The 22,193-nt window shown below is 64.3% G+C and carries 23 protein-coding genes; 16 read left to right on the top strand and 7 right to left on the bottom strand.

Features of this window, described 5'->3' with window-relative positions; genetic code table 11:
- Positions 1-9: 9 nt before the first annotated feature.
- The 4 genes from DBR47_RS24125 to uraH form a co-directional block, all read right to left on the bottom strand.
- Complete coding sequence (locus DBR47_RS24125) at positions 10-975, bottom strand: caspase family protein (protein ID WP_124454992.1); 966 nt, start codon at positions 973-975, stop codon at positions 10-12.
- A 323-nt stretch (positions 976-1,298) separates the two neighbouring features.
- Positions 1,299-4,925 (bottom strand): response regulator, encoded by a 3,627-nt coding sequence (locus tag DBR47_RS24120; protein ID WP_124454990.1) that lies wholly within the window; start codon positions 4,923-4,925, stop codon positions 1,299-1,301.
- A 92-nt stretch (positions 4,926-5,017) separates the two neighbouring features.
- The gene (xdhC, locus tag DBR47_RS24115; RefSeq protein WP_124454988.1) at positions 5,018-5,842 is read right to left on the bottom strand and encodes a xanthine dehydrogenase accessory protein XdhC; all 825 of its coding nucleotides are present in this window, start codon (positions 5,840-5,842) and stop codon (positions 5,018-5,020) included.
- A 1-nt stretch (position 5,843) separates the two neighbouring features.
- Positions 5,844-6,203, bottom strand: a complete 360-nt coding sequence (uraH, locus tag DBR47_RS24110; RefSeq protein ID WP_124454986.1) for a hydroxyisourate hydrolase — start codon at positions 6,201-6,203, stop codon at positions 5,844-5,846.
- Between the two features lie 57 nt (positions 6,204-6,260).
- Here uraH and puuE point away from each other — a divergent pair, with 57 nt between their 5' ends.
- From puuE to DBR47_RS24040, 14 genes are all read left to right on the top strand, one after another.
- Entirely contained in the window at positions 6,261-7,226 is a 966-nt protein-coding gene (gene puuE, locus DBR47_RS24105) for an allantoinase PuuE (protein ID WP_124454984.1), read from the top strand.
- Between the two features lie 70 nt (positions 7,227-7,296).
- Positions 7,297-7,572, top strand: a complete 276-nt coding sequence (locus tag DBR47_RS24100) for a hypothetical protein (protein WP_124454982.1) — start codon at positions 7,297-7,299, stop codon at positions 7,570-7,572.
- Between the two features lie 142 nt (positions 7,573-7,714).
- Entirely contained in the window at positions 7,715-8,266 is a 552-nt protein-coding gene (locus DBR47_RS24095; RefSeq protein WP_124454980.1) for a hypothetical protein, read from the top strand.
- An 11-nt stretch (positions 8,267-8,277) separates the two neighbouring features.
- Positions 8,278-8,409: a DUF2834 domain-containing protein gene (locus DBR47_RS25515; protein ID WP_124454978.1), complete on the top strand. Its 132-nt coding sequence runs from the start codon at positions 8,278-8,280 to the stop codon at positions 8,407-8,409.
- A 104-nt stretch (positions 8,410-8,513) separates the two neighbouring features.
- Positions 8,514-9,188 carry a Vat family streptogramin A O-acetyltransferase gene (locus tag DBR47_RS24085; RefSeq protein ID WP_124454976.1) on the top strand — a complete coding sequence of 225 codons (675 nt, stop codon included), beginning with the start codon at positions 8,514-8,516 and terminating at the stop codon, positions 9,186-9,188.
- On the top strand, positions 9,179-10,960 hold the full coding sequence (uraD, locus tag DBR47_RS24080) for a 2-oxo-4-hydroxy-4-carboxy-5-ureidoimidazoline decarboxylase (RefSeq protein WP_124455010.1): 1,782 nt from the start codon (positions 9,179-9,181) through the stop codon (positions 10,958-10,960). The genes DBR47_RS24085 and uraD overlap by 10 nt, the downstream gene beginning before the upstream one ends.
- Before the next feature lie 3 nt (positions 10,961-10,963).
- A complete protein-coding gene (locus tag DBR47_RS24075) occupies positions 10,964-12,247 on the top strand; it encodes a M20/M25/M40 family metallo-hydrolase (protein ID WP_124454974.1) in 1,284 nt (427 codons plus the stop codon).
- A gap of 104 nt (positions 12,248-12,351) precedes the next feature.
- The gene (locus tag DBR47_RS24070; RefSeq protein ID WP_124454972.1) at positions 12,352-12,582 is read left to right on the top strand and encodes a DUF3562 domain-containing protein; all 231 of its coding nucleotides are present in this window, start codon (positions 12,352-12,354) and stop codon (positions 12,580-12,582) included.
- A 110-nt stretch (positions 12,583-12,692) separates the two neighbouring features.
- Positions 12,693-13,196, top strand: a complete 504-nt coding sequence (locus DBR47_RS24065) for an SRPBCC family protein (RefSeq protein ID WP_124454970.1) — start codon at positions 12,693-12,695, stop codon at positions 13,194-13,196.
- A 65-nt stretch (positions 13,197-13,261) separates the two neighbouring features.
- Entirely contained in the window at positions 13,262-13,741 is a 480-nt protein-coding gene (locus DBR47_RS24060; protein ID WP_197047256.1) for a copper chaperone PCu(A)C, read from the top strand.
- 45 nt (positions 13,742-13,786) lie between these two features.
- Entirely contained in the window at positions 13,787-14,206 is a 420-nt protein-coding gene (locus DBR47_RS24055) for a DUF2946 family protein (RefSeq protein WP_197047255.1), read from the top strand.
- 117 nt (positions 14,207-14,323) lie between these two features.
- Positions 14,324-16,762: a TonB-dependent receptor gene (locus tag DBR47_RS24050; RefSeq protein ID WP_124454966.1), complete on the top strand. Its 2,439-nt coding sequence runs from the start codon at positions 14,324-14,326 to the stop codon at positions 16,760-16,762.
- Between the two features lie 26 nt (positions 16,763-16,788).
- A complete protein-coding gene (locus DBR47_RS24045; RefSeq protein ID WP_124454963.1) occupies positions 16,789-17,301 on the top strand; it encodes a YcnI family protein in 513 nt (170 codons plus the stop codon).
- A gap of 179 nt (positions 17,302-17,480) precedes the next feature.
- Positions 17,481-17,711, top strand: coding sequence for a hypothetical protein (locus DBR47_RS24040; protein ID WP_124454961.1), 231 nt, complete (start codon positions 17,481-17,483; stop codon positions 17,709-17,711).
- Between the two features lie 314 nt (positions 17,712-18,025).
- On the opposite strand, the gene DBR47_RS24035 is transcribed toward DBR47_RS24040, so the two are convergent.
- Positions 18,026-19,279: an SAM-dependent methyltransferase gene (locus DBR47_RS24035; RefSeq protein ID WP_124454959.1), complete on the bottom strand. Its 1,254-nt coding sequence runs from the start codon at positions 19,277-19,279 to the stop codon at positions 18,026-18,028.
- Positions 19,280-19,559: 280 nt separating this feature from the next.
- Between DBR47_RS24035 and DBR47_RS24030 the strand changes: the two genes are divergently transcribed.
- Positions 19,560-20,183, top strand: coding sequence for a DUF642 domain-containing protein (locus DBR47_RS24030; RefSeq protein WP_124455006.1), 624 nt, complete (start codon positions 19,560-19,562; stop codon positions 20,181-20,183).
- 99 nt (positions 20,184-20,282) lie between these two features.
- On the opposite strand, the gene DBR47_RS24025 is transcribed toward DBR47_RS24030, so the two are convergent.
- Positions 20,283-20,534, bottom strand: a complete 252-nt coding sequence (locus tag DBR47_RS24025) for a hypothetical protein (protein WP_124454957.1) — start codon at positions 20,532-20,534, stop codon at positions 20,283-20,285.
- A gap of 235 nt (positions 20,535-20,769) precedes the next feature.
- Between DBR47_RS24025 and DBR47_RS24020 the strand changes: the two genes are divergently transcribed.
- Positions 20,770-21,393, top strand: coding sequence for a DUF642 domain-containing protein (locus tag DBR47_RS24020; RefSeq protein ID WP_124455004.1), 624 nt, complete (start codon positions 20,770-20,772; stop codon positions 21,391-21,393).
- Positions 21,394-21,498: 105 nt separating this feature from the next.
- Here the strand turns inward: DBR47_RS24020 and DBR47_RS24015 are convergent, their stop codons facing one another.
- On the bottom strand, positions 21,499-22,077 hold the full coding sequence (locus tag DBR47_RS24015) for a helix-hairpin-helix domain-containing protein (RefSeq protein WP_124454955.1): 579 nt from the start codon (positions 22,075-22,077) through the stop codon (positions 21,499-21,501).
- Between the last annotated feature and the right edge of the window lie 116 nt (positions 22,078-22,193).

Genomic DNA, 22,193 nt, shown 5'->3' with positions numbered 1-22,193 from the left:
ATGCCTAAATCAAACGGTAAAGGGCGATTGCTTCAAGAACGCCGCCGCGCTGCCCAGCACGAACAAATTGGGCGACTGGGTGGGCGGCAGGCCCGCGCGGATGCGCTGATGGAAGAGCTGGTAGTTGCCCGTGAACTTGCCCTGGTTCCAGACCTTCAACAAGCTCTCGGTGAAGGCGCCGTTGTGTTGGCCGTCCATGGAGGTTTGATTGTCCTGGCAGCCCGAGATCAGCAGCACCGAGGGTTTGAATGCGCCGACCAGGGCGGTGGCCTGGGCGGCAGCACCCACCTGCGCCAGGGCCGCGTCGGGGTCGACCACCCGGCCTTTGCGGGCAGCGGCGGCCTTGGCCACATCGGCCTGGATCTTGTCGTAGAAAGCCTGATGCGCGGTGTAGACCCGCCTTGCCACCGCATCGGGCATCAGGCGCGGGCGCTGGCCCGGCGGTGGTGGCGGCGGCGGGAAGTCGCGTGTCACCGTGCCGCTGTGGCAGCTGTCACTCAGCACCAGAATGCGCACGCCAGCGGCAAAGCCACTCAGCTCGAAGTAAAGCTCGTCGTCGATCAGCTGACCATCAAACAAGCACCAGGTTTCGTCCTTGTGGTCGGGCTCGTCGCCATTGCTATCGGGCACTTGTCCGCCATGGCCGGAATAGCTGATGAAAAACAAATCCCCGGCCTTCAAGGCCTTGGCCGCCGCCCGCATCTGCGCCAGCACCGCGGCACGGGTGGCCTTCTTGGTCAGCAGCACGGTGGACTTCATGCCCTTGCTCTTGGCGATGGCGGCCATATCGTTGGCGTCGAACTCGCAGGCGGACAGTGGGCCGTCCCAGCCGCCATAGGCCGCGGCGCTGACGGCGTTCAAACCGATGTGCAAGGACAGGGCCTTGGGTTTCTTCGACAAGGCCGCTGCGGCCGCGCTGCTGGCACTGGTGGCCACCTTGGCCGGGGCGCTCGTCGTCTTGCTTCTGCTTGCCATATGCATCTCTCCTGTTGGGACCGCGCGAGGGGCTGGGCCTTGGCTTCGCAAGCCTGCCGGGGCAAAGGCGCGGCGCCTTGCCGTGGGCAGCGGGAATCTTGCGTTAGTCACCCCGGCTGCGAAACCCCTAGTGTGGTGCTTCATGCTGTGTGGAACTTAAGAAAACCGATGGATTTGGCCCTGTGGCAAGGCGCAAACCGCAGACATAGCCCTAGCTATGGCGAGGATTTGCAACGCGGCCATGGGGACAAAGACGCGGTTTTATGTTTCACACCGTGTGAAACACCACACTCGCTTAAGGAAGCATTGTGGCCCGGACCCGCTCAGCCCTGCGCCGCCCGCTTCTCTTGCAAGACGCCTTTGAGGCTGTGGCTGGCGCGGTCGAAGTCGAAACGATCCAGCGCCTCGGCAATCTCGGCATGCACCTCGCCCAGGCGCGGGCGCAAGGCCGCACTGTGCTGCTTGAAATGGTCCAGGGCCTCGGGGTCGTCGCGCTGCAACAAGGACTGCAGGGCTTGCAACTGAGCCTCCACCTCGGCTTCATCCAACGGGCGGAATTCGGTGAGCGAGCCTTCCTCCGGCAGCGCGGCTTGCAAGGCCTCGATCAAGGCAGCCAGCAGGACACGCAAGGGCGTGATGCGGGCGACGATTTGGACCAGGGATAGCTCCTCCCGGAAGCCCTCCTCCACCTGGGCCGCGGCCGCCTGCACCGCGCTGGCGCCGATATTGCCGGCCAGGCCCTTGAGGGTATGGGCGGCGCGCTCACTGGCCTTGCGATCCTTCAGCAACAAGGCTTCGATCTCGCTGCAGGCCTGGGCTCGGCTGAGCAAGAAGTCTCTCAACATGGCCAGATAAAGCAGCGGATTGCCGGCCGCCCGACGCAGGCCCAGGCGCAGCTCCAGGCCAGGCACGGCCTGGCGCAGGCCCAGCATCTCCTGCACCTCCTGCTCGTCCAGCACGGCGGCAAAGCCGGCGCCAAACACCTGGGTGTTTTCACCACCGCCGCTATTGCCCTCGCCCAGGCCTGGCCGCATGCGTATGCAGCGGCGCAGCGCCTGCCACAAGTCCTCGGGCTCGATGGGCTTGGCGACGAAATCATTCATGCCGGCCGCCATGCAGCGGTCGCGGTCCACCTGCATGGCATTGGCCGTCATGGCGACGATGGGCAAGTCGGCAAAGCGGCCATCCGCCCGCAAGGCGCTGGCGGCGGCCACACCGTCCATCACCGGCATCTGCATATCCATCAAGACCAGGTCATAAGCCGGCCCGGCCTCGAGCTTGAAGTCAAGCGCATCCAACCCCGGCTCCAGGGCCGTGCCCGACACTTTTTGCACCGCGATCAAGCCGTTGTCGGCCACCTCCACCACCATGCCGACCATACGCAGCAACTCGCTGGCCACCTGCTGATTGATGGGGTTATCTTCCACCAGCAAGATGCGCGCACCGCGCAAGGCCTTGAGCGCCTCCATCTGCGCCGCCGCGCCTTCCAGCGCGGGCGCGCGGCTGGAGCGGCTTTGTTTGACCTCCAACAAGCGCAAAAGGCTGTCCAAAACCGCCTGCGGGTAGACCGGCTTGGCCAAGACTTCACGGATGCCGACCTGATAGGCCGCGTCCACCACATCGTCGCGGCCAAAAGCCGTCAGCAAGGCCAGGCGCGGACGCGGGGCCAGGGCCAACTCGCCCAGGCGCTCGGCCAGCACCAGGCCGTCCATGCCGGGCAGCTGCCAGTCGATCAGCACGATCTCAAAGGGCTCACCGCCCAGGGCCGCTTCTTCCACCGCGCTCAAACCCTGCTCGGCGGTGGGCACGGCGCTGACGGCCAAACCCAGACCGTTGAGGATGGAGACTAGCACCGTCGAGGCGGCCTCGTTGTCTTCCACCACCAGCACCCGCCGCCCCTCCAGGCTGATGCCGAGGCTGGGGTCCAGCAAGGCCTGGCTTTGCTCGCCCGGGGCCAGTTCCAGCCGGGTGGTGAACCAGAAGGTGGCGCCCTCGCCCAAATGACTCCGCACGCCCACATCACCGCCCATCAGCTCCACCAGGCGTTTGGCAATTGCCAAGCCCAGGCCGGTACCCCCGTACTGCCGGGTGGTCGAGCCATCGGCCTGGCTGAAGCTCTGGAACAAACGCCCCATCTGGTCGGGGCTCAGGCCGATGCCGGTGTCGCGCACCTCAAAACGCAGCAAGACCTCGCCCTCGGCGCGCTCGGCCACCCGCACGGTGATGACGATCTCACCCGTCTGGGTGAACTTGACGGCGTTATTGGCCAGATTGATCAAGACCTGGCTCAGGCGCAGGGCGTCGCCCTTGAGCCAGCTGGGGATTTCGGTGGGCAGATCGCAGACCAGCTCCAGGCCCTTGGCCCTGGCCTTCTCGGACACCAGGTCCAGCACATTGGCCATCACCTTGTTGAGGTCAAAAGGTTGCAGGTCCAGGCTGAGGCGGCCGGCCTCAACCTTGGAGAAGTCGAGGATGTCATTCAAGATGCCCAGCAGGTGCTGGCCGGACTGCTGGATCTTGCTGAGGTAGTCGTACTGGCGCGGCGTCAGCTGGGTGGACAGGGCCAGGAAGGACAGGCCGATGATGGCATTCATCGGTGTACGGATCTCATGGCTCATATTCGCCAGGAAATTGCTCTTGGCCTGATTGGCCGCATCGGCCGCCTCCTTGGCCGACTGCAGCTCCTGGGAAATGCGCCGGGCTTCGGTCACGTCCTCAAAGGCCCAGACGCTGCCCACCATCTGCCCCTCGCTGATGACGCCGCGGCCATACATACGACCCCAGAACAAGGAGCCATCCTTGCGCTTGAGCTGCCACACCCCCTCAAACTGGCCGCCGCGCTGGATGGGCGCATACAGCTCGATGCCGGCCTGCTCGAACTGCCTATCGCTCTGGAACAGGCAGCGGGTGGAGCAGCCCAGCAGCTCGCCCGGCTGATAGCCAAACAAGCGCTCGAACATGGGGTTGCAGCGTTTGATCTGGCGGTCCACCGCATACATGATGCCCAGGCTGACCGCCGAGAAGATCACTTGCTGATCCTGCAGCGCCTGGGCGCTGGCCTGCTCGGCCCGCACCTGCTCCGAGACATCGACAAAACAGCCCACCAGCCCGGCCGGTCGGCCTTGGGCGTCATGAAAGCCGGCCGAACGGAACAAGGTCTCGTGGCAGCTGCCGTCGGCATAACTGGGTAGAAATATGCGCTGCACAGTGCCGGCCTCGCGGATGACGCGTAGGTCCTCGGCGAAGTACTCCTCGCGCGACTCATCGGGCACATCGGGCGAATCCATCACCGTCTTGCCCAGCACCTCGTGGGCCTGCGAACCAAAAGCCTGCAGATAGGCCTGGTTGATACCGGCGTAGCGCCCTTGCGCATCCAGGCAGAAGGCCGCAATGGGCAGGCGATCCAGCACCTGCTGCCAGTAGGCAAGCTGCGCTTGGCCGCTTGCCGATGCTTGCTGCAGACCCCACAGCTCTTGCATGCGCTGCCAGGCCGCCTGCAAGCCCTGCGGCAGCGCCTTGAACAAGGCCTGCAAGCGGGCACTGGGCGCCCCCTGCAAAAGCAGGCTGAGCCGCGCATCGGCCTGGTTCAGACCTGGCACCCGGCTTTGCAAGAGCAGCTGACCCGTGCCGGGCCCGGGCCTCAGCTCAAAAGCGTGTTCATCGGATGCGTGGGTGTCGACGGCCTCGGGCCATGCTTGCGTAGGCGCCGTCGCCTGAGCCTGGCTGTGCAGGCAAATCCAGCCTGCTGACTCTCGTTTGTGCAGGGCGGCGGCCAGCACACCCTCCAGGCTCAGCGCCTGCTGAACCCAGGCTTGCGCCAAAGCCTGCTCGCTGCTGGCTTGCAGACCCGTGTTCACCCAGGATGACAGGGTCTTGGCGACCCACTCACCCTCCTCCAAGGCTGCCAATCGACGGTGCACTTCGTCCACGCGCTCGTCTCGTGTTGCCACTGATGCAGATGATTATGGACTGCCCTCAAACTTTGGGGGGCAAGCATTTGGGCGGGAAAATCCGCCTGTCTTTTAAACCGGATTGGCCGAATTCACCTGCTCAGCAGCTGGGCCACCACGGCAATCGCGATCACCTCCGGCTGCTTGCCCTGGATGCCGGCCAGGCCTATGGGGCAGCTCACCTGGGCCAGCTCGGCCTCCTCAAAACCGCGAGCCAAGAGGCGTTGGCGAAAGCTGGCCCATTTGCTCTTGCTGCCGATCAGGCCGATGAAGGCCAGGTCGCCTCGCTCGCGTTGGCGGCGCAGACAGGCGGCAACAATGTCCAGATCCTCCGCATGGCTGAAGCTCATGATCAGCACCTGCGAGCCGGGCGCCACCTCGGCCACCGCGCGCTCTACCGGCTCAGAACACTCGCTTTGCACATGGGCGGGCAGATCGGGCGGGAATACCGCTTCCCGGCTGTCAACCCAGAACACCCGGCAAGGCAGGCGCCCCAGCAGCTCGACGATGGCCCGGCCCACATGGCCGCCACCGAACAAGGCCACAGACATCAAACCCTCGGCTGCCGGGCCCAGGCGCTGCCGCAAGACCTGACCCTGGCTTTGCTCCGCGCCCTTGGGCAGGCGCTCAAAACTCAGCGTCACCACCCCGCCGCAACATTGACCGAGCCTGGGGCCCAGAGGGAAACGCCGGCTAAAGCCTGCGATGTTCTCCTGCAGAAGCAGCTCACGCGCCAAGGCCATGGCCTCAAATTCCAGCTGACCGCCGCCAATCGAGCCCTGGCAAAACCCCTCACCCAAGACCATCCAGGCCCCCACCTCACGCGGGCCACTGCCTTCGACACGATCCACCTGGATCAAAACCAATGCTTGATCGGCCAGGGCGGCCAAGACTTGATCGACGGGGCTCTTGCCCATCTCAGCTACCGCGGTAAGTGGAGTAGCTCCAAGGGCTGGTCAAGAGTGGCACGTGATAGTGCAGCGAAGCATCGGCAACACCAAAGTCCAGCGGCACCTGATCCAGAAAAGCGGGCTCGGGCAAAAGCACGCCGCGCGCCTTGAAGTAGTCGGCCACGGCGAACACCAGGCGGTAACGGCCCGGTGTGAACTCAGGCCCAGCCAGCAGGGCTGCGTCGGCGCGGCCATCCGCGTTGAGGCGCAAAGACTTCAGCAACAAGGCGGGCGCAGCATCGGCGGCCAGGCGATAAAGCTGGACCTGCATGCCGGCAGCCGGGCAGCCGTGCATGGTGTCCAGCACATGGGTGGTGAGTTTGCTCATAGGAAGGCGGTGGCATCGGTGGATAAACTGCATCGCAGTGTAGGCAAACCCACCGCCATGAACCCCAAACCGCCCATCGCCTCAACGCCCTACCCCCGCGACCTGATCGGCTACGGTGAAAAGCCGCCCCATGCCCAATGGCCGGGCCATGCCCGCATCGCCCTGCAGTTTGTGCTGAACTACGAGGAAGGCGGCGAGAACTCGGTCCTGCATGGCGACGCGGGCTCGGAGCAGTTTTTGTCCGAGATGGCCAACCCACCCGCCTACCCGGCTCGGCATCTGAGCATGGAAAGCATCTACGAGTACGGCTCAAGAGTGGGGGTCTGGCGCCTGCTGCGTGAGTTTGAATCTCGCGGCCTGCCGCTGACCGTGTTCGCCGTCAGCATGGCCTTGCAGCGCCACCCCGAGCTGGCCCAGGCCCTGCAACAACTCAACCATGAAGTCGCCTGCCATGGCTGGCGTTGGATCCAGCACCAGACCATGGCCGAGGCGGAGGAGCGCGCGCAGATGGAGCAAGGCATGGACGTCTTGCAGCGCTTGCTGGGCGAGCGGCCCTCGGGCTGGTACACCGGCCGCGACAGCCCCAACACCCGCCGCCTGGTGGCCGACTACGGCGGATTTGAGTACGACAGCGACTACTACGGCGACGACCTGCCCTTCTGGTTGAACGTGCGCAAGAGCGATGGCCAGCTAACGCCACATCTCGTCGTACCCTACACCCTGGACTGCAACGATATGCGCTTCGCCCTGCCCCAGGGTTTTTCGCATGGGGACGAGTTCTTCCACTATCTGCGCGACGCTTTTGATGTGCTTTACGCCGAAGGCCAGGAAGCGCCCAAGATGATGAGCATTGGCATGCACTGCCGCCTGCTGGGCCGCCCAGGCCGTATGCGCGCCCTGCAACGCTTCCTGGACCATGTGGAAAAACACGAGCGCGTCTGGATCTGCCGCCGGGTGGACATTGCCCGCCATTGGCGGGCGACGCATCCCTTTGATGCGGGGACGGCGTTTGTGTGGGAGTGAAGAACACGCTGGCTAAAAATCGTGCTCGTCAGATCACAATGCCTCACACAAAACACAAGCGAGGAGCCCCATGAAGCTGTGGCGCGGCCAAGAAGAATCACTCTTTGTGAAATTCACGTTAACGGCCAATGAGAGGGCTGCAGCGCTAGTCTCGCTCGGTGGCATGGCCTTGCTCATGGCCTGGCTCGATTGGACCCAGCCCAAGTCACCCCCCTTCACCGGCAAATGGGCCTGGCTACAAAGCTGGGCATTTGAATCAATGGGGCCGCATGGGCCCGCCTTCTTACACCTATTGCTGGGCGGAGCTTTCTTGCTGGGGGCTGCATTGACTTGGTGGCGACGCTAAGCCGGCCACCGTCGTTCTTTGCCTTTTCACACCAGATGCTGACCGTTTGAATGACAAGCTATCGGTGATCAGGCCAGGGAGAGAAATGAGGCCCAAGCCCATCCTTGGCGGCCCAAGCCTGAGCCTAAGCCCGGACTCAAAAATGAAATCAAACCTCTCGCTCACCTTGTTCAAGATTGTGCTGACCATCCCGGTCGCCTACGCCCTGCTCTACCCCTTTCTAAATCCTGAGGTCGGTGGGGGCGTATTCAAGGAGCTTGAATTGCTGGGCCCCATCGGCAGCGCTATCGTGGCCGCCGTTTTCCTCGGCTTGATTGTTTTTTACTGCCTGGATCTGCAACGTTCGCTCAGCCTTGTCCGCCCCGGCGCGCGGGTCGCGAGTCCGCGCAGCGTCTGGCTGATGTTTCTGCTGCCTTACAACTTCGTCGAGGACTTTTTCATCATCGCCCATGTGGCCAAGTCCTTGGCGCAAGAAGCGCAATTCAATGCATCGCTGCGAGCCTTCAAGAGCTTTGGCTGGCTTAGCGGCATGGGCTGGTGCGCGGCCCAAATCGTGTCCTTGCTACCCAATGAGATCGGCAGTTTGGCTGGCTTGCTGGCACTCGCGCTGTGGATCCTGCATTGGCGACTCATTCGTCGAATCAATTCCGCCCTCCTCGCGGCGTCTGAGCTGGCCTCCGCTCAGCCAGCCTGAAGCTGGTCTTCATGGCACATCAGCAGCGACAACAACCCGTCAAACATTTGTGGCTGCCTATCGCCGGTCTGTTCTGCGTGGGCGTTTCTCTGGCATTGACGCTGTATCTCCATCTGCGCGAGCGAACTGCTGACTCGCAATGAGGGCAAACGAGGCCTGAGCCTTCCGTGCCGGGCTGCGACGCCGAGATGCTAGATTCTGGCCATCCGCCAAAGGATCAGAAAGCCAGCAGGACTTGAACCCCTCTATGAACGGCCCAGACCCCAAGAATCCGCACCCCATGCAGGGCTTCCCGCAGGTGTGCTTCATCAAGAACACGGTCAAGAACCCCAACATCCTCGTCGGCGACTACAGCTATTACGACGACCCCGAGGACTCGGCGGACTTTGAGCGCAATGTGCTCTACCACTTCCCCTTCATCGGCGACAAGCTCGTCATCGGCAAGTTCTGCGCGATCGCACGCGGGGTCAAATTCATCATGAACGGCGCCAACCATCCCAGCGCCGGCTTCTCCACCTACCCTTTCTTCATCTTCGGCGGCGGCTGGGAGTCCTCTGCACCCAAGCCGGGGGAGCTTCCCTACAAAGGTGATACCGTCGTTGGCAATGATGTGTGGATTGGCTTTGAGGCGCTGATCATGCCCGGCGTCAAGATAGGCAATGGCGCCATCATCTCCAGCCGCTCGGTGGTCACGGCCGACGTTCCGGCCTATGCCGTGGTCGGCGGCAATCCTGCCCGGCTGATTCGGCGCCGTTACAGCGATGAGGTGGTGCAGGCGCTTGAAAGCCTGGCTTGGTGGGATTGGCCGGTCGAACACATCAGCCGAAATCTCCCGGCCATTCTTGCCTCGGACCTGGACGCGCTCAAAGCGGCGGCGCAGGCCTCAAAAGAGAACTCAGCAGAAGGGGCAGGATTGCCGTGAACCTCCAAGACCTCAACACCGCCAGCACCGAGAGCTTTGTCCAACTGCTGGCCGGCACCTACGAACACTCGCCCTGGATCGCCGAGCGGGCCGCGGCCAAGCGGCCCTTCCACAGCCTGGCCGGCCTCAAGCAAGCCTTGGCCGAGGTGGTGCGCAGCGCCAGCAAAGAGGAGCAGCTAGGCCTGATCCGCGCCCACCCCGAGTTGGCCGGCAAGGCCATGCAGAGCCAGACGCTGACGGCCGAATCGACGGATGAGCAAAGCCGCGCGGGCCTGACGCATTGCACGGCCGAGGAGTTCGCCCGCATCCATGCGCTGAACAAAGCCTATAACGAGCGCTTTGGCTGGCCCTTCATTCTGGCGGTGCGCGGCCCGCGCGGCTTAGGCCTGAGCAAGGCCGAGATCATCGCCACCTTCGCCCGCCGCCTGGACTCACACCCCGAGCAGGAGCTGGCCGAATGCCTGCGCCAGATCCACCGCATCGCCGAGATCCGGCTGAACGACAAGTTTGGCCAGGCCCCGGTGCTGGGCAATCTGCTGCTGGACTGGGCGGAGGAGTTGGCCGTGCATTCGGAGCCCGAGTTCCGCGCCCAGGGTCAGCTGACCGTCACCTACCTCAGCGAGGCCCACCAGACGGTGGCGCGCCGACTGCAGTGGTGGATGCAGCAGGATTGCGGTTTTGATGAGGTCCGCATCGACGCGGTCGGCAATGTGCTGGGCATCTATCACGGCCATGAGAAAGAACCCCGCCGCCTGCTTACCGGCTCGCATTTCGACACCGTGCGCAATGCAGGCAAATACGATGGGCGCTTGGGCGTGCTCGTCGCCATGGCCTGCGTGCGCGAGTTGCACAAGGCCGGCCGCCGCCTGCCCTTCGGCATTGAAGTGATCGCCTTTGCCGAGGAAGAAAGCCAGCGCTACCAAGCCAGCTTTCTGGCCGCCAGCGCGCTCACCGGCCACTTCGATCCGGCCTGGCTGGACGCGCTGGACGCCGAGGGCCTGCCCATGCGCAGCGCCATGCAGACGGCCAGCCTGCCTGCAAACATTGAGGCCATCCAAGCCTTGCAACGCCGGGCCGAGGACTATCTGGGCTTTGTCGAAGTGCATATTGAGCAAGGCCCGGTGCTGAATGAGCTGGACCTGCCTCTGGGCGTCGTCACGTCCATCAACGGCAGCCGACGCTATCTGGGCGAGATCATCGGCCAGGCCTCGCATGCGGGCACCACGCCCATGAATCGGCGCCGCGATGCAGCGGCGGCAGCGGCCGAGTTGATCTTGCGGGTGGAACAGGCGGCCGCGCAGATCCCCGATGCCGTGGGCACGGTGGGCATGCTCAAGGTGCCGGCCGGCTCCATCAATGTGGTGCCGGGCCGCTGCGAGTTCAGCCTGGATTTGCGCGCCACCAGCAACCCGGCACGCGACGCACTCGACGCACAAGTGCGCGCCGGCCTGGCCGAGATCTGCGAGCGGCGCGGCCTGCACTTCACGCTCACACCCACCATGGTGGCCGACGCCGCCCCCAGCGACCCGACCTGGCAAGCGCGCTGGGAACGCGCCGTGGCGACCCTGGGCCTGCCGCTGCTGCGCCTGCCCAGCGGCGCCGGCCACGACGCCATGCAGCTGCATCGGCTGATGCCCCAGGCCATGCTGTTTGTGCGCGGCGCCAACGGCGGCATCAGCCACAACCCGCTGGAGTCGGTCACGAATGACGACGCCCAATTGGCCACCGAGGCCATGCAAACCCTGCTTGAGCAGCTAGCCCAGGAATTCTGAGCCATGACGACCCGCCCTGATGATTTGAATGCCCAGCTCGACGCCTGGATCGATGCTCACTTCGCCGAGCAAGTGGCTTTTTTGCAGGCCCTGGTGCAGCTGCCTACCGACACGCCCCCGGGCAATAACGCGCCCCATGCACGGCGCACGGCCGAACTGTTGGAGGGCTTTGGCCTGAGTGCCGAGCAATACCCCGTGCCCGCCGAGCTGGTGCAAGCCCAAGGCATGGAGAGCATCACCAATCTGATCTTGCGCCGCCGCTACGGCGACAGCCATGGGGCCGGTGGCCCGGTGATCGCGCTGAACGCCCATGGCGACGTGGTGCCACCCGGCGAGGGCTGGACCCATGGGCCTTATAGCGGCGAGATCGTGGGTGATCTGCACGCCGGCCAACTCTTCGGCCGCGCTGCTGCGGTCAGCAAGAGCGACTTCGCCACCTACACCTTTGCCCTGCGGGCGCTGGAGTCGCTCAGCGGCGCGAACTTGCGCGGCGGGGTGGAGCTGCATTTCACCTACGACGAAGAATTCGGCGGCGAGCTGGGCCCGGGCTGGTTGCTCAAAGAAGGCCTCACCAAGCCCGATCTGCTGATCGCCGCCGGCTTCAGCTACCAGGTGGTGACGGCCCACAACGGCTGCCTGCAGATGGAGGTGACGGTGCTGGGGCAAAGCGCCCATGCGGCGATTCCCGACAGCGGCATCGACGCCTTGCAGGCAGCGGTCGGCATCTTGCAGGTGCTGTACAAGCAGAACGATTTGAATCGTCAGGTCTGCTCCCAGGTCGAAGGCATCAAGCACCCCTACCTGAATGTGGGGCGTATCGAGGGCGGCAGCAATACCAATGTGGTGCCCGGCCGCGTCACCTTCAAGCTGGACCGCCGCATGATTCCCGAGGAAGACCCGGTCCATGTGGAAGCCACCTTACGCAAGCTGATTCGTGATGCGGCGGCCGATTTCCCCGGCATCCAGGTCGAGATCAAACGCCTCTTGCTGGCCCATGCCCTGCAGCCGCAAAGCGGCAACAAGGCCTTGGTGGCGGCCTTGCAAAAACATGGCGAGGCGGTGTTTGGCGAGCCCATCCCCAGCTCAGGCACGCCGCTCTACACCGATGTGCGGCTCTACGGCGCGCACGGCATCCCGGCAGCCATCTACGGCGCCGGGCCCCGCACGGTGTTGGAGAGCCATGCCAAGCGCGCCGACGAACGCCTGAACCTCGCCGATCTTCGCCGCGCCACCCAGGTGGTGGCGCGCACTTTGCTGGAATTGCTGAGCGCGCCCAACAAGGCATAAGTTTGACGCGGGTCATTGAAGCCGCATTGAAGGCCGAAGCGAGCAAGACAGGCGCAGGCGGCCGGCGTAGGCTGAAGGCTCAAAGATTTCCACAGGAGGATTTCATGAGCCTGATGCCCAATGCCGGAGGCGACCCCGGCCCAGCCCTGCAAGCCCTGGCCGAACAGGCCCACCAAGCCTTGGATGATGTTCGCCAGCTCTATGAATTCGAACGCCAGAGCCTGGCCGCCGATGCGCGCGTGACCAGCTTTTTGTCCATCTTCGCCCTGCGCAATGTGCGGGCTCGGCTGCTGGAGCCAGCGCCCGGCGAAGCGCAAGACCTGGCCCTGCACTGAGGCTGGGGCGGCAGGCGGCGTGGTGCAAGCCGGACTTTGCGGCAAGCAAGATATTCTTGAGCCTTGCCGCGGTGTTTTCTGCGCCGCATACCTAGCAAGGACGTCCCACCATGCCCAGCGTAGAACTCTCCTTCGACCCCCGTCTGGATCTTTTATTCCAAAGCGAGGTTGACCTGAGCCCGGCCCAAATCTGGGCCGCCTGGACCCAGCCCGAGCACCTGCTGCACTGGTTCACACCGGCACCTTGGACGACGGTGGAGTGCGAAATCGTGCTGCAAGCTGGCGGCATTTTCCGCACCGTCATGCGTTCCCCCGAGGGCCAGGAGCACACCCACTCGGGCTGCTATCTGGAAATCATCGAGAACGAGCGCCTGATCTGGACCGACGCGCTGGGCCCCGGCTTCCGCCCTGCCCTGGAGCCCTTCATCACCGCCACCATCGCGCTCAAGCCCCTGGGCCCGGGCCGCACGCTCTACACCGCCACCGCCAGACACCGCGACGAGACCGCACGCCAAAGGCATGAGGAAATGGGGTTTACCGCGGGCTGGAGCAAGGCCCTGGAGCAGATGGTGGCCCATATGCAGCAGATCCAAGCCCAGGCCAAGCCGGCCTGACAATGGCCGGCGAGCCGCGCTGCGCGCCCCGGTCTCATCGATTCAAACCACAAGGACTTTTCCGCATGAAGAAAATGACCAAGCAACTCTCCCTCGCCCTGCTGGCCTCCGGCTGCTTGTTCGCCGCCTCGGCTCAAGCCCAGGTGGAAGTGAGCCAGCCCTGGGTGCGCGCCACCGTGGCCCAGCAAAAAGCCACCGGCGCCTTCTTCCAGCTCAAGGCCAAGACGGACAGCCGCCTGGTCGAGGTGCGCTCGCCCGCGGCCGAGGTGGTCGAGGTGCATGAGATGGCCATGGAAGGCACGACCATGAAGATGCGCGCCGTGCCTGCCCTGGAGCTGCCCGCCGGCAAGACGGTGGAGCTCAAGCCCGGCAGCTATCACGTCATGCTGATCGGCCTCAAAGCCCCGGTGAACGCCGGCGACAGCGTACCCCTGACCCTGGTGTTTGAGGGCGCCGACAAAAAGCGCGAGACGGTCGAGATCAAGGCCGAGGCCCGCCAGCTGGGCGGCAAGCCCGCCAAGGCGGACGAGCACAAGCATCACTGATCTGCGTCAGCCGGGCTCGCGCGAGCTCGGCCTAGAATGCAGCCCGTGCGCAAATCGCCCCTCACCACCTCTTGCCGCAGTGCCCGTTGGCTGGTCCTTCTGACCTTGGCCCTGGCCCTGCTCGCGCCCACGCTGAGCCAGGCCCTGGCCTTGGCGCGGGGTGAGGTCGTGGTGTGGAGCCAGCTTTGCCGCAGCAGCCAGGTCTCGCCGCGCGCGGCCCAGGCGAGTTTCTTGGACAAAACCAGCCAGGCCCAGCGCGAGCAGGCCCAGCATGAGGGCGTGTTCCAGCACTGCCCTTTCTGCGCCCTGCATGGGCAAGACCTGGCACCGCCCCCCGCGCCCAGCAGCGCCGCCCTGCTGCCGCCAGACCTGCAGCAAGCCATGCCGGAGCGCTTTTACAGCGCCCCGCAAAGTGCCCACGCCTGGGCGCCGCCCCAGTCCCGCGCCCCGCCCCTGACGCTCTGAGTCCATCGCGAGCCCGACCTCGGCAGCCAGCGGCTGCGCGGTCGTGCATCCCCGCTCGGTCCCTCGCCCTCCTCCCGCGAGGCGAACCCAGCCACTCAGAGAACAAAGTCCCTGCGCATGAAAACCCAAGAACATTTCGCCACGCGCCGCCGCGTGGCCCTGGCCTGCGCGCAAGCCTGCCTGGCCATTGCCGCCCTCCATGTCCACGCCCAAGCCCTGGCCTGCGATGACTGCGGTGAAGGGGATGGGGCCGTCGAGGCCAAGCCCGCGGTCAAAGCCCAATCCGCCAACAGCGCCAGCCCCGTCCACAGCCTGGGCCTGGTGCAGATCAATGGCCGCGCGCCCAGCTCTTTGCCCAACAACATCCCCACCACGCTGGAGAGCATCAGCGCCGCCGAGATCGCCAAAACCATCAACGCCACCGACGCCGAGGATGCGCTGAAATACCTGCCCAGCCTCTTGGTGCGCAAGCGCTATATCGGCGACTACAACCACGCCGTGCTGTCCACCCGCGCCTCCGGCACGGGCAATAGCGCCCGCTCCCTTGTGTTTGCCGACGGCATCCAGCTCTCCAATCTGCTGGGCAATGGCGCCACCTTCACCCCGCGCTGGGGCTTGGTGACGCCGGAAGAAATCGAACGGGTCGATGTGCTGTACGGCCCCTTCTCCGCCGCCTACTCCGGCAACTCGGTGGGCGCGGTGGTGGACTACCAGACCCGCATGCCCAAAGCCTTCGAGGCCCATGCCAAGGCAGGTGTGTTTGTTCAGCCTTTTGAGCTGTACAGCAGCAAGAAGACCTACGGCGGCTATCACGCCAGCGCCTCGCTGGGCGACCGGGCCGGGGCCTTCAGCTGGTGGATCAACGTCAATCACCTGGACAGCGATGGCCAGCCCCTGACCTTCATCACCAAGCCGGTCTCCACAAGTAATGCCGTGCCCTCGGCCACCGTGGTGAACGGCAGCATCTTGGGCGCCGACAAGAGCAATGTGCCCTGGCAGATCCTGGGCGCTGGCACCCAGTACCGCACAGAGCAAGACCACGCCAAGCTCAAGCTGGCCTATGACATCAACCCCGTGCTCAGCGCCAATTACACCCTGGGCTGGTGGGGCAACAACAGCCGGGGCAGCAGCGAGAGCTATCTGCGCGACGCCGCGGGCCAACCCTTCTACGCCGCCGCAGCCAATAGCGGCACGGCCAAGGCCAGCCCCATCGCCATAGACGGCAAGGCCTACAGCCTGGCCGCCAATGATTTTGGCCAGAACCGCGACGAGCTGCGCCACCTGATGCAAGGCGTCTCCATCAAGAGCCATAGCAAAGGCGTCTTCGACTTCGAGCTGGCCGCCAGCCATTACAGCTACGACAAAGACGAGAGCCGCTCGGCCCTGCTGGCCCGGCCGGGTTCTGAGGCGGGCGGTGCAGGCCGGCTCAACGATCTGAGCGGCACCGGCTGGACCACGCTGGCCGCCAAAGCCCAGCTCCGCCCCAATAGTGAACACGTGATCGAGCTGGGCGCGCAGCAAGAACGCTATCAATGGCAGCAACGCGTCAGCGATGTGGCCGACTGGATCAGCGGCGCGCCCACCGCCATCTTCACCGCCTTCAGCGGCAAGACCCAGCTGAACAGCGTCTACGCCCAAGATGCCTGGGCCATCAGCCCCCAGCTCAAAACCGTGATCGGCCTGCGCCTGGAAGACTGGCGCGCACTCGATGGCAGCAAAACCTCGGCCGCGGGCAAGACTGTCAACTTCGAGCGCCGCAGCGAGCAATATGCCTCGCCCAAAGCGGCCCTTGGCTATGCCTTGAACGAGGACTGGTCGCTCAAGGTCAGCACCGGCCGGGCGGTGCGCATGCCCACGGCGGGCGAGCTGTTCCAGGGCGGGGTCAATGCCTCTGGCGTCTATGTGGAGAGCGACCCCACGACCAACCCCTACCTCAAACCCGAGCAGGGTTGGACCAGCGAGTTGAGCGCGCAGTGGGCCAGCAGCACACAGCAACAGCTGCGCGTGACGCTCTTCCACGAGGACACCCGTGACGCGCTGTACTCGCAAAGCACGGTGGTCGAGGGCAAGACCATCAGCAGCACGCAAAACATCGACCGCATCCGTACCGTGGGGCTGGAGCTGTCCTATCAGGCCGCCGACCTCTGGCTCAAAGGCCTGGAGCTGCAAGGCAACGTGACCTATGCCGACTCCAAAATCCTGGCCAATAGCGGCTTCGTCAGCAAGCCCGGTGACACGATTGGCATGCAGCAGCCGCGCGTGCCCAAATGGCGGGCCACGGGCTTGATCAGCTATGCAGTCACGCCCGAGGTTTCGGCCAGCTACGGCCTGCGCTATTCCGGCCCGCAGTACGGCACGCTGAACAATAGCGACCCCAATGGCTTCACTTATCAGGGTTTCTCCAAGTTCTTCACCACCGATGTACGGGCGCAATGGCGGGTGAACAAGCAATGGACACTGGCCGGTGGCATCGACAACCTGAACAACTATCAGTACTGGGCCTTCCACCCCTATCCGCAGCGGACCTACCACGCGGAACTGAAGTTTGATTTGTGAGAGACAAGCCCAAGAAGGACATTCCCATGAAGACATTGCAAAGCCTCTTGATGCTGGCCCTGTTCGGCCACAGCGCCCAGGCCATCGCCCATGTGACCCTGGACCAGCCCGAAGCCCAGGCCGGCAAGCCCTACAAAGCCGTGCTCAAGGTGGGCCATGGCTGCGAGGGCTCGGCCACCACCCAAATCAGCGTTCGTCTGCCGGCGGGCTTTCGTGGCGCCAAACCGGTGCCCAAGGCCGGGTGGCGCCTGGATCTCAAACGCGCGCCCCTGGCAACGCCGTACGAGAGCCACGGCAAACAGATTTCCGACGAGTTGGTGGAGGTGATCTGGACGGCCCAGGGCGAGGACAACTATCTGCAAGACGCTTGGTACGACGAGTTCAGCGTGCGCGGCACGCTGCCCGAGAAAACAGGCCCGCTCTGGTTCAAGGTCAAGCAAAGCTGCGTCAAGGGCGAGTGGGACTGGGCCGAGATCCCGGCCAGCGGTGAATCCACCCAGGGCCTGAAGGCACCGGCGGCGCGGCTGATCCTCAAATAAGGCCAGTCCTGGCTCATCGGCCGGGAATTGGATCTAGCCCCCATTCCCGGCCCTGCAAATTGCTTTGTTTCGCCCGCCTTCTTCCGGGCTTTGCAAGAGGGCATTCGCGTCGATGATTCATCCATGCCGCAGCAAATGGCTGCGACAAGAAACGACGGATGGACCGGAGGAGTTTTCCCATGCACGCCACGCCTCTTGACAGCGCACAGATCGGCAGGCTGACGAGCCCGCAGCAGCAGCAGCAACAACGCTCGCTGCTGCTCTCGCTCAGCGCCGCCGACTGGGGGCTCAAGCCCCGCGCCCAAAGGCAAGCGCTGCAGCAAGCCCTGCCTCATCACGCGTCAGTGAGCTCAGCGACCGACCAGGTCAGCAACACGACGCCCAGCGCCGGCCCTCCCGCCTTCAGCTGAACGCAGGCTGCCGGGCCTAGCCCCAGCCCCTCGCCCGCCCCATCCACGCTTCCCGCAAGGTCTACAACACAGCGCCCAGGCTCTGTGCGCTGCTTGAGCACGCCTCAAAAACGCACGCTGGCCCGCGCACACCGCGCTCCTTCTACGCCTGCCAAGGCCTCAAACCTCGGCAGCTGTCCCACACCGCAGCCCCATACCGCTCAAGTAACCAGTCAGGAGCGGCGTCCCGGGCGGTGTCCCGCGCTTCGCACTTGCCCCGCAGCCCTTGTCACGACTCGGGCTGCGGGGCTTTTTTGCTCGGGGCTAGTCAAACCTCAGGCGGCCAGCAGCGTCTCCAGGCAATGCTCACGCAGGCCGTAAAAACGCTTGATCTCGGCGATCTGGGCCAGCAGCGGCGGCCTTTGTGCCGCATGCGCGGCCAGGGCAGCGCCGCTCTTCTTGACCGCCAAAATCATCTTGTTCTTGCTGGTGTGCTCCAGGGCGATGAACTCGAACACCTGGGTCTCATAGCCTTCGGCCTCCAGCAGCAAGGCGCGCAAGGAGTCGGTCACCATCTCGGCCTCCTGGCCCAGGTGGATGCCGTGTTGCAGCATGGGCCGCAGGGCGGCGGGCATCTTCATCTGCGGGCGGATCTGCTTGTGGCAGCAGGGTGAGCACATGATGATTTGCGCGCCGGCCCGCAGGCCCAGATGGATGGCGTAGTCGGTGGCGATATCGCAGGCATGCAGGGCGATCATCACGTCCAGCCGCGCGGGGGTGTAGGCCCGCACATCGCCTTGCTCGAAGCGCAGGCCGCTCAGGCCGTGGCGGGCGGCCGCCGCGCTGCAGAGCTTGACCATATCGTCGCGCAGCTCCACGCCGGTCACCTGGGCGCTCTTGCCCTGCTCGACGATCCAGTCATACATGGCGAAGGTCAGGTAGCCCTTGCCCGAGCCGAAATCATTGACGTAGACATCAGGGCTGGCATTCAAGGAGGAGGCCTTCATCGCGGCGGCGAACACCTCGATGAATTTATTGATCTGCTTCCATTTTCGCGACATGGCCGGCACCAGGGCGGGCTCACCCTTGACTTCATGCGTCAGGCCCAGGTCCATCCAGAAGGGCTTGGCCAGGGTGAGATAGCGCTGCTTTTCCTTGTCATGGGCGGCAGCCCCAGCGGCCTGGACGGCATCGCCCTCGACGGGAGCCAGGCGGCTGACCCGCAAGCTGGGCTTGCCCTTGCGGCTGAAGGCCAGTTGCACCTCTTCCGTGGGGGTGTGCAGATGGGCGTTCTGAAACTGCGTGCCCAGGAGTTGCGCGATCAAGGCCTGGCCTTCGGCGAGGCTGAGGTTCTTGGTGATGTCCTTGGTCTGGTAGCGCCACAGAAAGCTCAGAGCGCGCTCGCCACGCAAGACCACCTCGCGCACGCTCAGGCGCTCCAGCTTCTCTTCCTCACCGCTGTATTTGGACAGCAGCACTTTGTGCAGCGTGCCGGCGGCCAGGGCGGTTTCCAGCAGGCGCAGAAAACGCTGGCTGGCATCGGCCTGGCTGGCAGGGGCTTGGGCTTCGGGAATCAGATGGGTGAACATGGGCGGCTGTGGCGCTGGCAAAACCCGATTTTCCGCCATTCGCAAGCCTCGGCCCGGTCGCGCCGCCGGAGGGTCAGGCGCCGCCCCGAATCTGCGCGCCTAACGCCCAGATGCCACAGATCGCACACGCAACCGGCTCGCTGGGTCTGGGCGCTTGCTCCACCCGCCGGTCTGCGCACAAATCCCCTTTGAATCGGGGGGGTCTTTTTGAGGGGCGGTGAAAAAATCCTGTTTCCAGGGCGATCCGCCCCACCGAAGCGAACACCTCTTGTTTTCCAAAATGCAAAAACTCATCCTCGCTGCGCTGCTCGGCGCCCCCATGCTGGCGCAAGCCGCTCCGGTCAATCTGGTTCAGAACGGCAGCTTTGAGACCATTGCTGGCGGACAGTCCGGCGTGATCACCCTGATCGCCAACAGCAGCCGCCTGAGCGGCTGGCAAGTCGGTGCCCAAGGCGCCGAACTGCGCCACAACACCGTCGGTCAGGCTTCGGACGGCAAGTACTTCCTGGAACTCGACGTCAGCAAGAACAGCAGCGTCAGCCAAATCCTGAACACCGTGGCCGGCCAGTGGTACACCCTGAGCTTTGACTACTCCAACCGCGCTGGCACCGCCGTGAACAGCAATGGTCTGGGCTGGTCGGTGGGTGGCGCCATGGAAATCGCCCCCGAGCTGGCTTACAACCGCAGCAAGGGCAATGTCTGGTCGCACATCGACTGGAGCTGGCAAGCCACCGGCAGCAGCACCACGCTGAGCTTCTACGGCCTGGGCAAGAGCGACGGCCTGGGGACCTCGCTGGACAATATCGCCGTCACCTCGGCCGTGCCTGAACCCGAAAGCCTGGCCCTGGCAGCCCTGGGTCTGTTCTTCGTGGGTCTGGTCAGCCGCCGTCGCAAATCGGCCTGAAGCCTTGGCCGGCGCTCAGCCGGCATCGAAGAAACACCCCCTTTGTGAAAGGCGCCCTCGGGCGCCTTTTTTCATGGCCGCATGAGCCGCGGGGCTGCATCAAGTCTGTTCGCCCGCCCAGTACAGGCCGCCGCACATGAGGGCACCCAGCAGGTAGAGCAGCACGGTGCTGGAGACCAAATAGGGGTAGAGCATCAGCGCCAGGCCCAAGTACAGGCGCCGCGGCTGCTGCTGACGCCGCCCATGCCTGAAGGCGAGCAGGCCGATCAAGCCAAACATCAGGGCGCCAAAAAGATAGGCCGGGCTGGGCAGCTCCAGACCCATGGCTTGCAATTGCTGGATCGAATCCATGGGCGCAGCCCTCGCTTTTGGGTGGAGAAGCAGGGATTGTGGGCCCCTCCGGTGGCTTGAGCCCGCCAGAGGCTGGATCAGCACCACTCAGGCCCAGCCCTTGCTGTCGCTTAAAAATGATTTATTTGATAAATACACCGATTTCGGGGATGGATGATCCGCGCATATTTAACAAAAATGGACAAAAGGCGACAGACCTTTCCCCCAAGTCAACAACCACTAGGCAAATAAATCTATGAAAAAACTCCTACTCGCGGCGCTCATCAGCGCCCCCTTGCTCGTCCAGGCCGGCCCGGTCAATCTGGTTCAAAACGGCAGCTTCGAATCCAACACCCTGGCCAATGGCGCTTGGCAAATTCTCAGCAATGGTCAGCTGAGCCAGTGGCAAGTCGGCAACAGCGGCGTCGAAATTCGCAACAATGTCGCTGGCAAGGCCTTTGACGGCGTCAACTATTTGGAGCTGGACGCCAACTCCAACGGCAGCATCGCCCAGGTGCTGAACACGGTGCAGGGCCAGTGGTACCAGCTGACTTTTGCCTATTCCAACCGCAGCGGCGTGGCGGTGAACAGCAATGGTCTGGGCTGGTCCATCGGCAATTTGAGCGATTCCGCGCCCGTGCTGGCCTTCAACAACACTGGCGACAACGTCTGGAGCCAGTTGAGCGTGCGTTGGCAGGCCACCGGCAGCAGCACCTTGCTGTCCTTCACCGGCCAGGGCATCAGTGATGCCGTGGGCAGCTCGCTGGACGCCGTCTCGGTGACCGCCGTGCCCGAGCCCGAGAGCCTGAGCCTGGCCGGCCTGGCCTTGCTGGCTCTGGGCTTTGCCTCCGCCAAGCGCAAGGCAAGCCGCCGCGCCTAAGCCCGGCAAGCCGAGTCCGCAAAAAGGAAGGCGCCCCGAGGGGCGCCTTCCTTTTTTTGAACCGTCAGCGGCTGTTCCCAGCCAAGCTGACTCAGAGCGGGGTCTTTACTTCTTGGCGGCGGCAGCGCTGGCCGCTTTTTCGGCCGCCTTGGCTTCCTTGGCTGCCTTCTTCTCGGCCTTGGCCTTCTTGGCTTCCTCAGCCGCAGCGGCCTTGGCGGCCTTTTTCTCTTCCTTGGCTTTTTTGGCAGCCGCCTTCTTGTCCTCGGCGCTCAGGGCGGCCGAGGCTGCAGGCGCGGGGCTGGCTGCGGGGCTGGCGGCGGCAGCCTTGGAAGCGGCCTTGGCCGCCGGTGCAGCGGCAGTGGTGGCAGCAGCCGCAGTCGTGGCGGTTTTCGCTGCAGCTGCCGGTTTGGCCGGAGCACCGGCAAAGGCGCTGCCGTTGACCGTCAAACCCTCGGTGGAAAAGCGCGCTGCATTGGCTTCGCCCACGCCCTTGACCCGCTCAACCAGATCCGACCAGTCCTTGAAGGCACCCTTCTGACGCTCCGCCAGGATCTTGCCCGAGATCGCGGGCCCAATGCCCTTGACCGATTCCAACTCGGCCTGCGTGGCCTTGTTGACATCCACCGCGGCAAAGGCCGCCGCCGCAAACAGGGCCAGCATCAAAACAAGAAGTTTCTTCAGCATAGTTCGTCCTCGATCAGTGTTTGAAATCGTCAACTCGAATCCAGCCCTCCGTGGCGCCGAATTGCACCGGTCGAGCGCGGGTTCAACCCGAGGCCAAGACCCATCGCCCGGCAATT

The organism is Paucibacter sp. KBW04, from assembly GCF_003852425.1.
Classification (GTDB): Bacteria; Pseudomonadota; Gammaproteobacteria; order Burkholderiales; family Burkholderiaceae_C; genus Paucibacter_A.
This window is presented reverse-complemented; position numbering and strand designations above follow the sequence as displayed.

Coding starts and splice junctions, on each gene's coding strand:
- DBR47_RS24035 (WP_124454959.1), bottom strand. CDS start 19,279: ATGTTCACCCATCTGATTCCCGAAGCCCAAGCCCCTGCCAGCCAGGCC.
- DBR47_RS24020 (WP_124455004.1), top strand. CDS start 20,770: ATGAAAAAACTCCTACTCGCGGCGCTCATCAGCGCCCCCTTGCTCGTC.
- DBR47_RS24015 (WP_124454955.1), bottom strand. CDS start 22,077: ATGCTGAAGAAACTTCTTGTTTTGATGCTGGCCCTGTTTGCGGCGGCG.
- uraH (WP_124454986.1), bottom strand. CDS start 6,203: ATGAGCAAACTCACCACCCATGTGCTGGACACCATGCACGGCTGCCCG.
- DBR47_RS24050 (WP_124454966.1), top strand. CDS start 14,324: ATGAAAACCCAAGAACATTTCGCCACGCGCCGCCGCGTGGCCCTGGCC.
- DBR47_RS24070 (WP_124454972.1), top strand. CDS start 12,352: ATGAGCCTGATGCCCAATGCCGGAGGCGACCCCGGCCCAGCCCTGCAA.
- DBR47_RS24075 (WP_124454974.1), top strand. CDS start 10,964: ATGACGACCCGCCCTGATGATTTGAATGCCCAGCTCGACGCCTGGATC.
- DBR47_RS24100 (WP_124454982.1), top strand. CDS start 7,297: ATGAAGCTGTGGCGCGGCCAAGAAGAATCACTCTTTGTGAAATTCACG.
- DBR47_RS24025 (WP_124454957.1), bottom strand. CDS start 20,534: ATGGATTCGATCCAGCAATTGCAAGCCATGGGTCTGGAGCTGCCCAGC.
- DBR47_RS24065 (WP_124454970.1), top strand. CDS start 12,693: ATGCCCAGCGTAGAACTCTCCTTCGACCCCCGTCTGGATCTTTTATTC.
- DBR47_RS24045 (WP_124454963.1), top strand. CDS start 16,789: ATGAAGACATTGCAAAGCCTCTTGATGCTGGCCCTGTTCGGCCACAGC.
- DBR47_RS24060 (WP_197047256.1), top strand. CDS start 13,262: ATGAAGAAAATGACCAAGCAACTCTCCCTCGCCCTGCTGGCCTCCGGC.
- DBR47_RS25515 (WP_124454978.1), top strand. CDS start 8,278: ATGGCACATCAGCAGCGACAACAACCCGTCAAACATTTGTGGCTGCCT.
- xdhC (WP_124454988.1), bottom strand. CDS start 5,842: ATGGGCAAGAGCCCCGTCGATCAAGTCTTGGCCGCCCTGGCCGATCAA.
- DBR47_RS24125 (WP_124454992.1), bottom strand. CDS start 975: ATGGCAAGCAGAAGCAAGACGACGAGCGCCCCGGCCAAGGTGGCCACC.
- DBR47_RS24095 (WP_124454980.1), top strand. CDS start 7,715: ATGAAATCAAACCTCTCGCTCACCTTGTTCAAGATTGTGCTGACCATC.
- DBR47_RS24030 (WP_124455006.1), top strand. CDS start 19,560: ATGCAAAAACTCATCCTCGCTGCGCTGCTCGGCGCCCCCATGCTGGCG.
- puuE (WP_124454984.1), top strand. CDS start 6,261: ATGAACCCCAAACCGCCCATCGCCTCAACGCCCTACCCCCGCGACCTG.
- DBR47_RS24040 (WP_124454961.1), top strand. CDS start 17,481: ATGCACGCCACGCCTCTTGACAGCGCACAGATCGGCAGGCTGACGAGC.
- DBR47_RS24085 (WP_124454976.1), top strand. CDS start 8,514: ATGAACGGCCCAGACCCCAAGAATCCGCACCCCATGCAGGGCTTCCCG.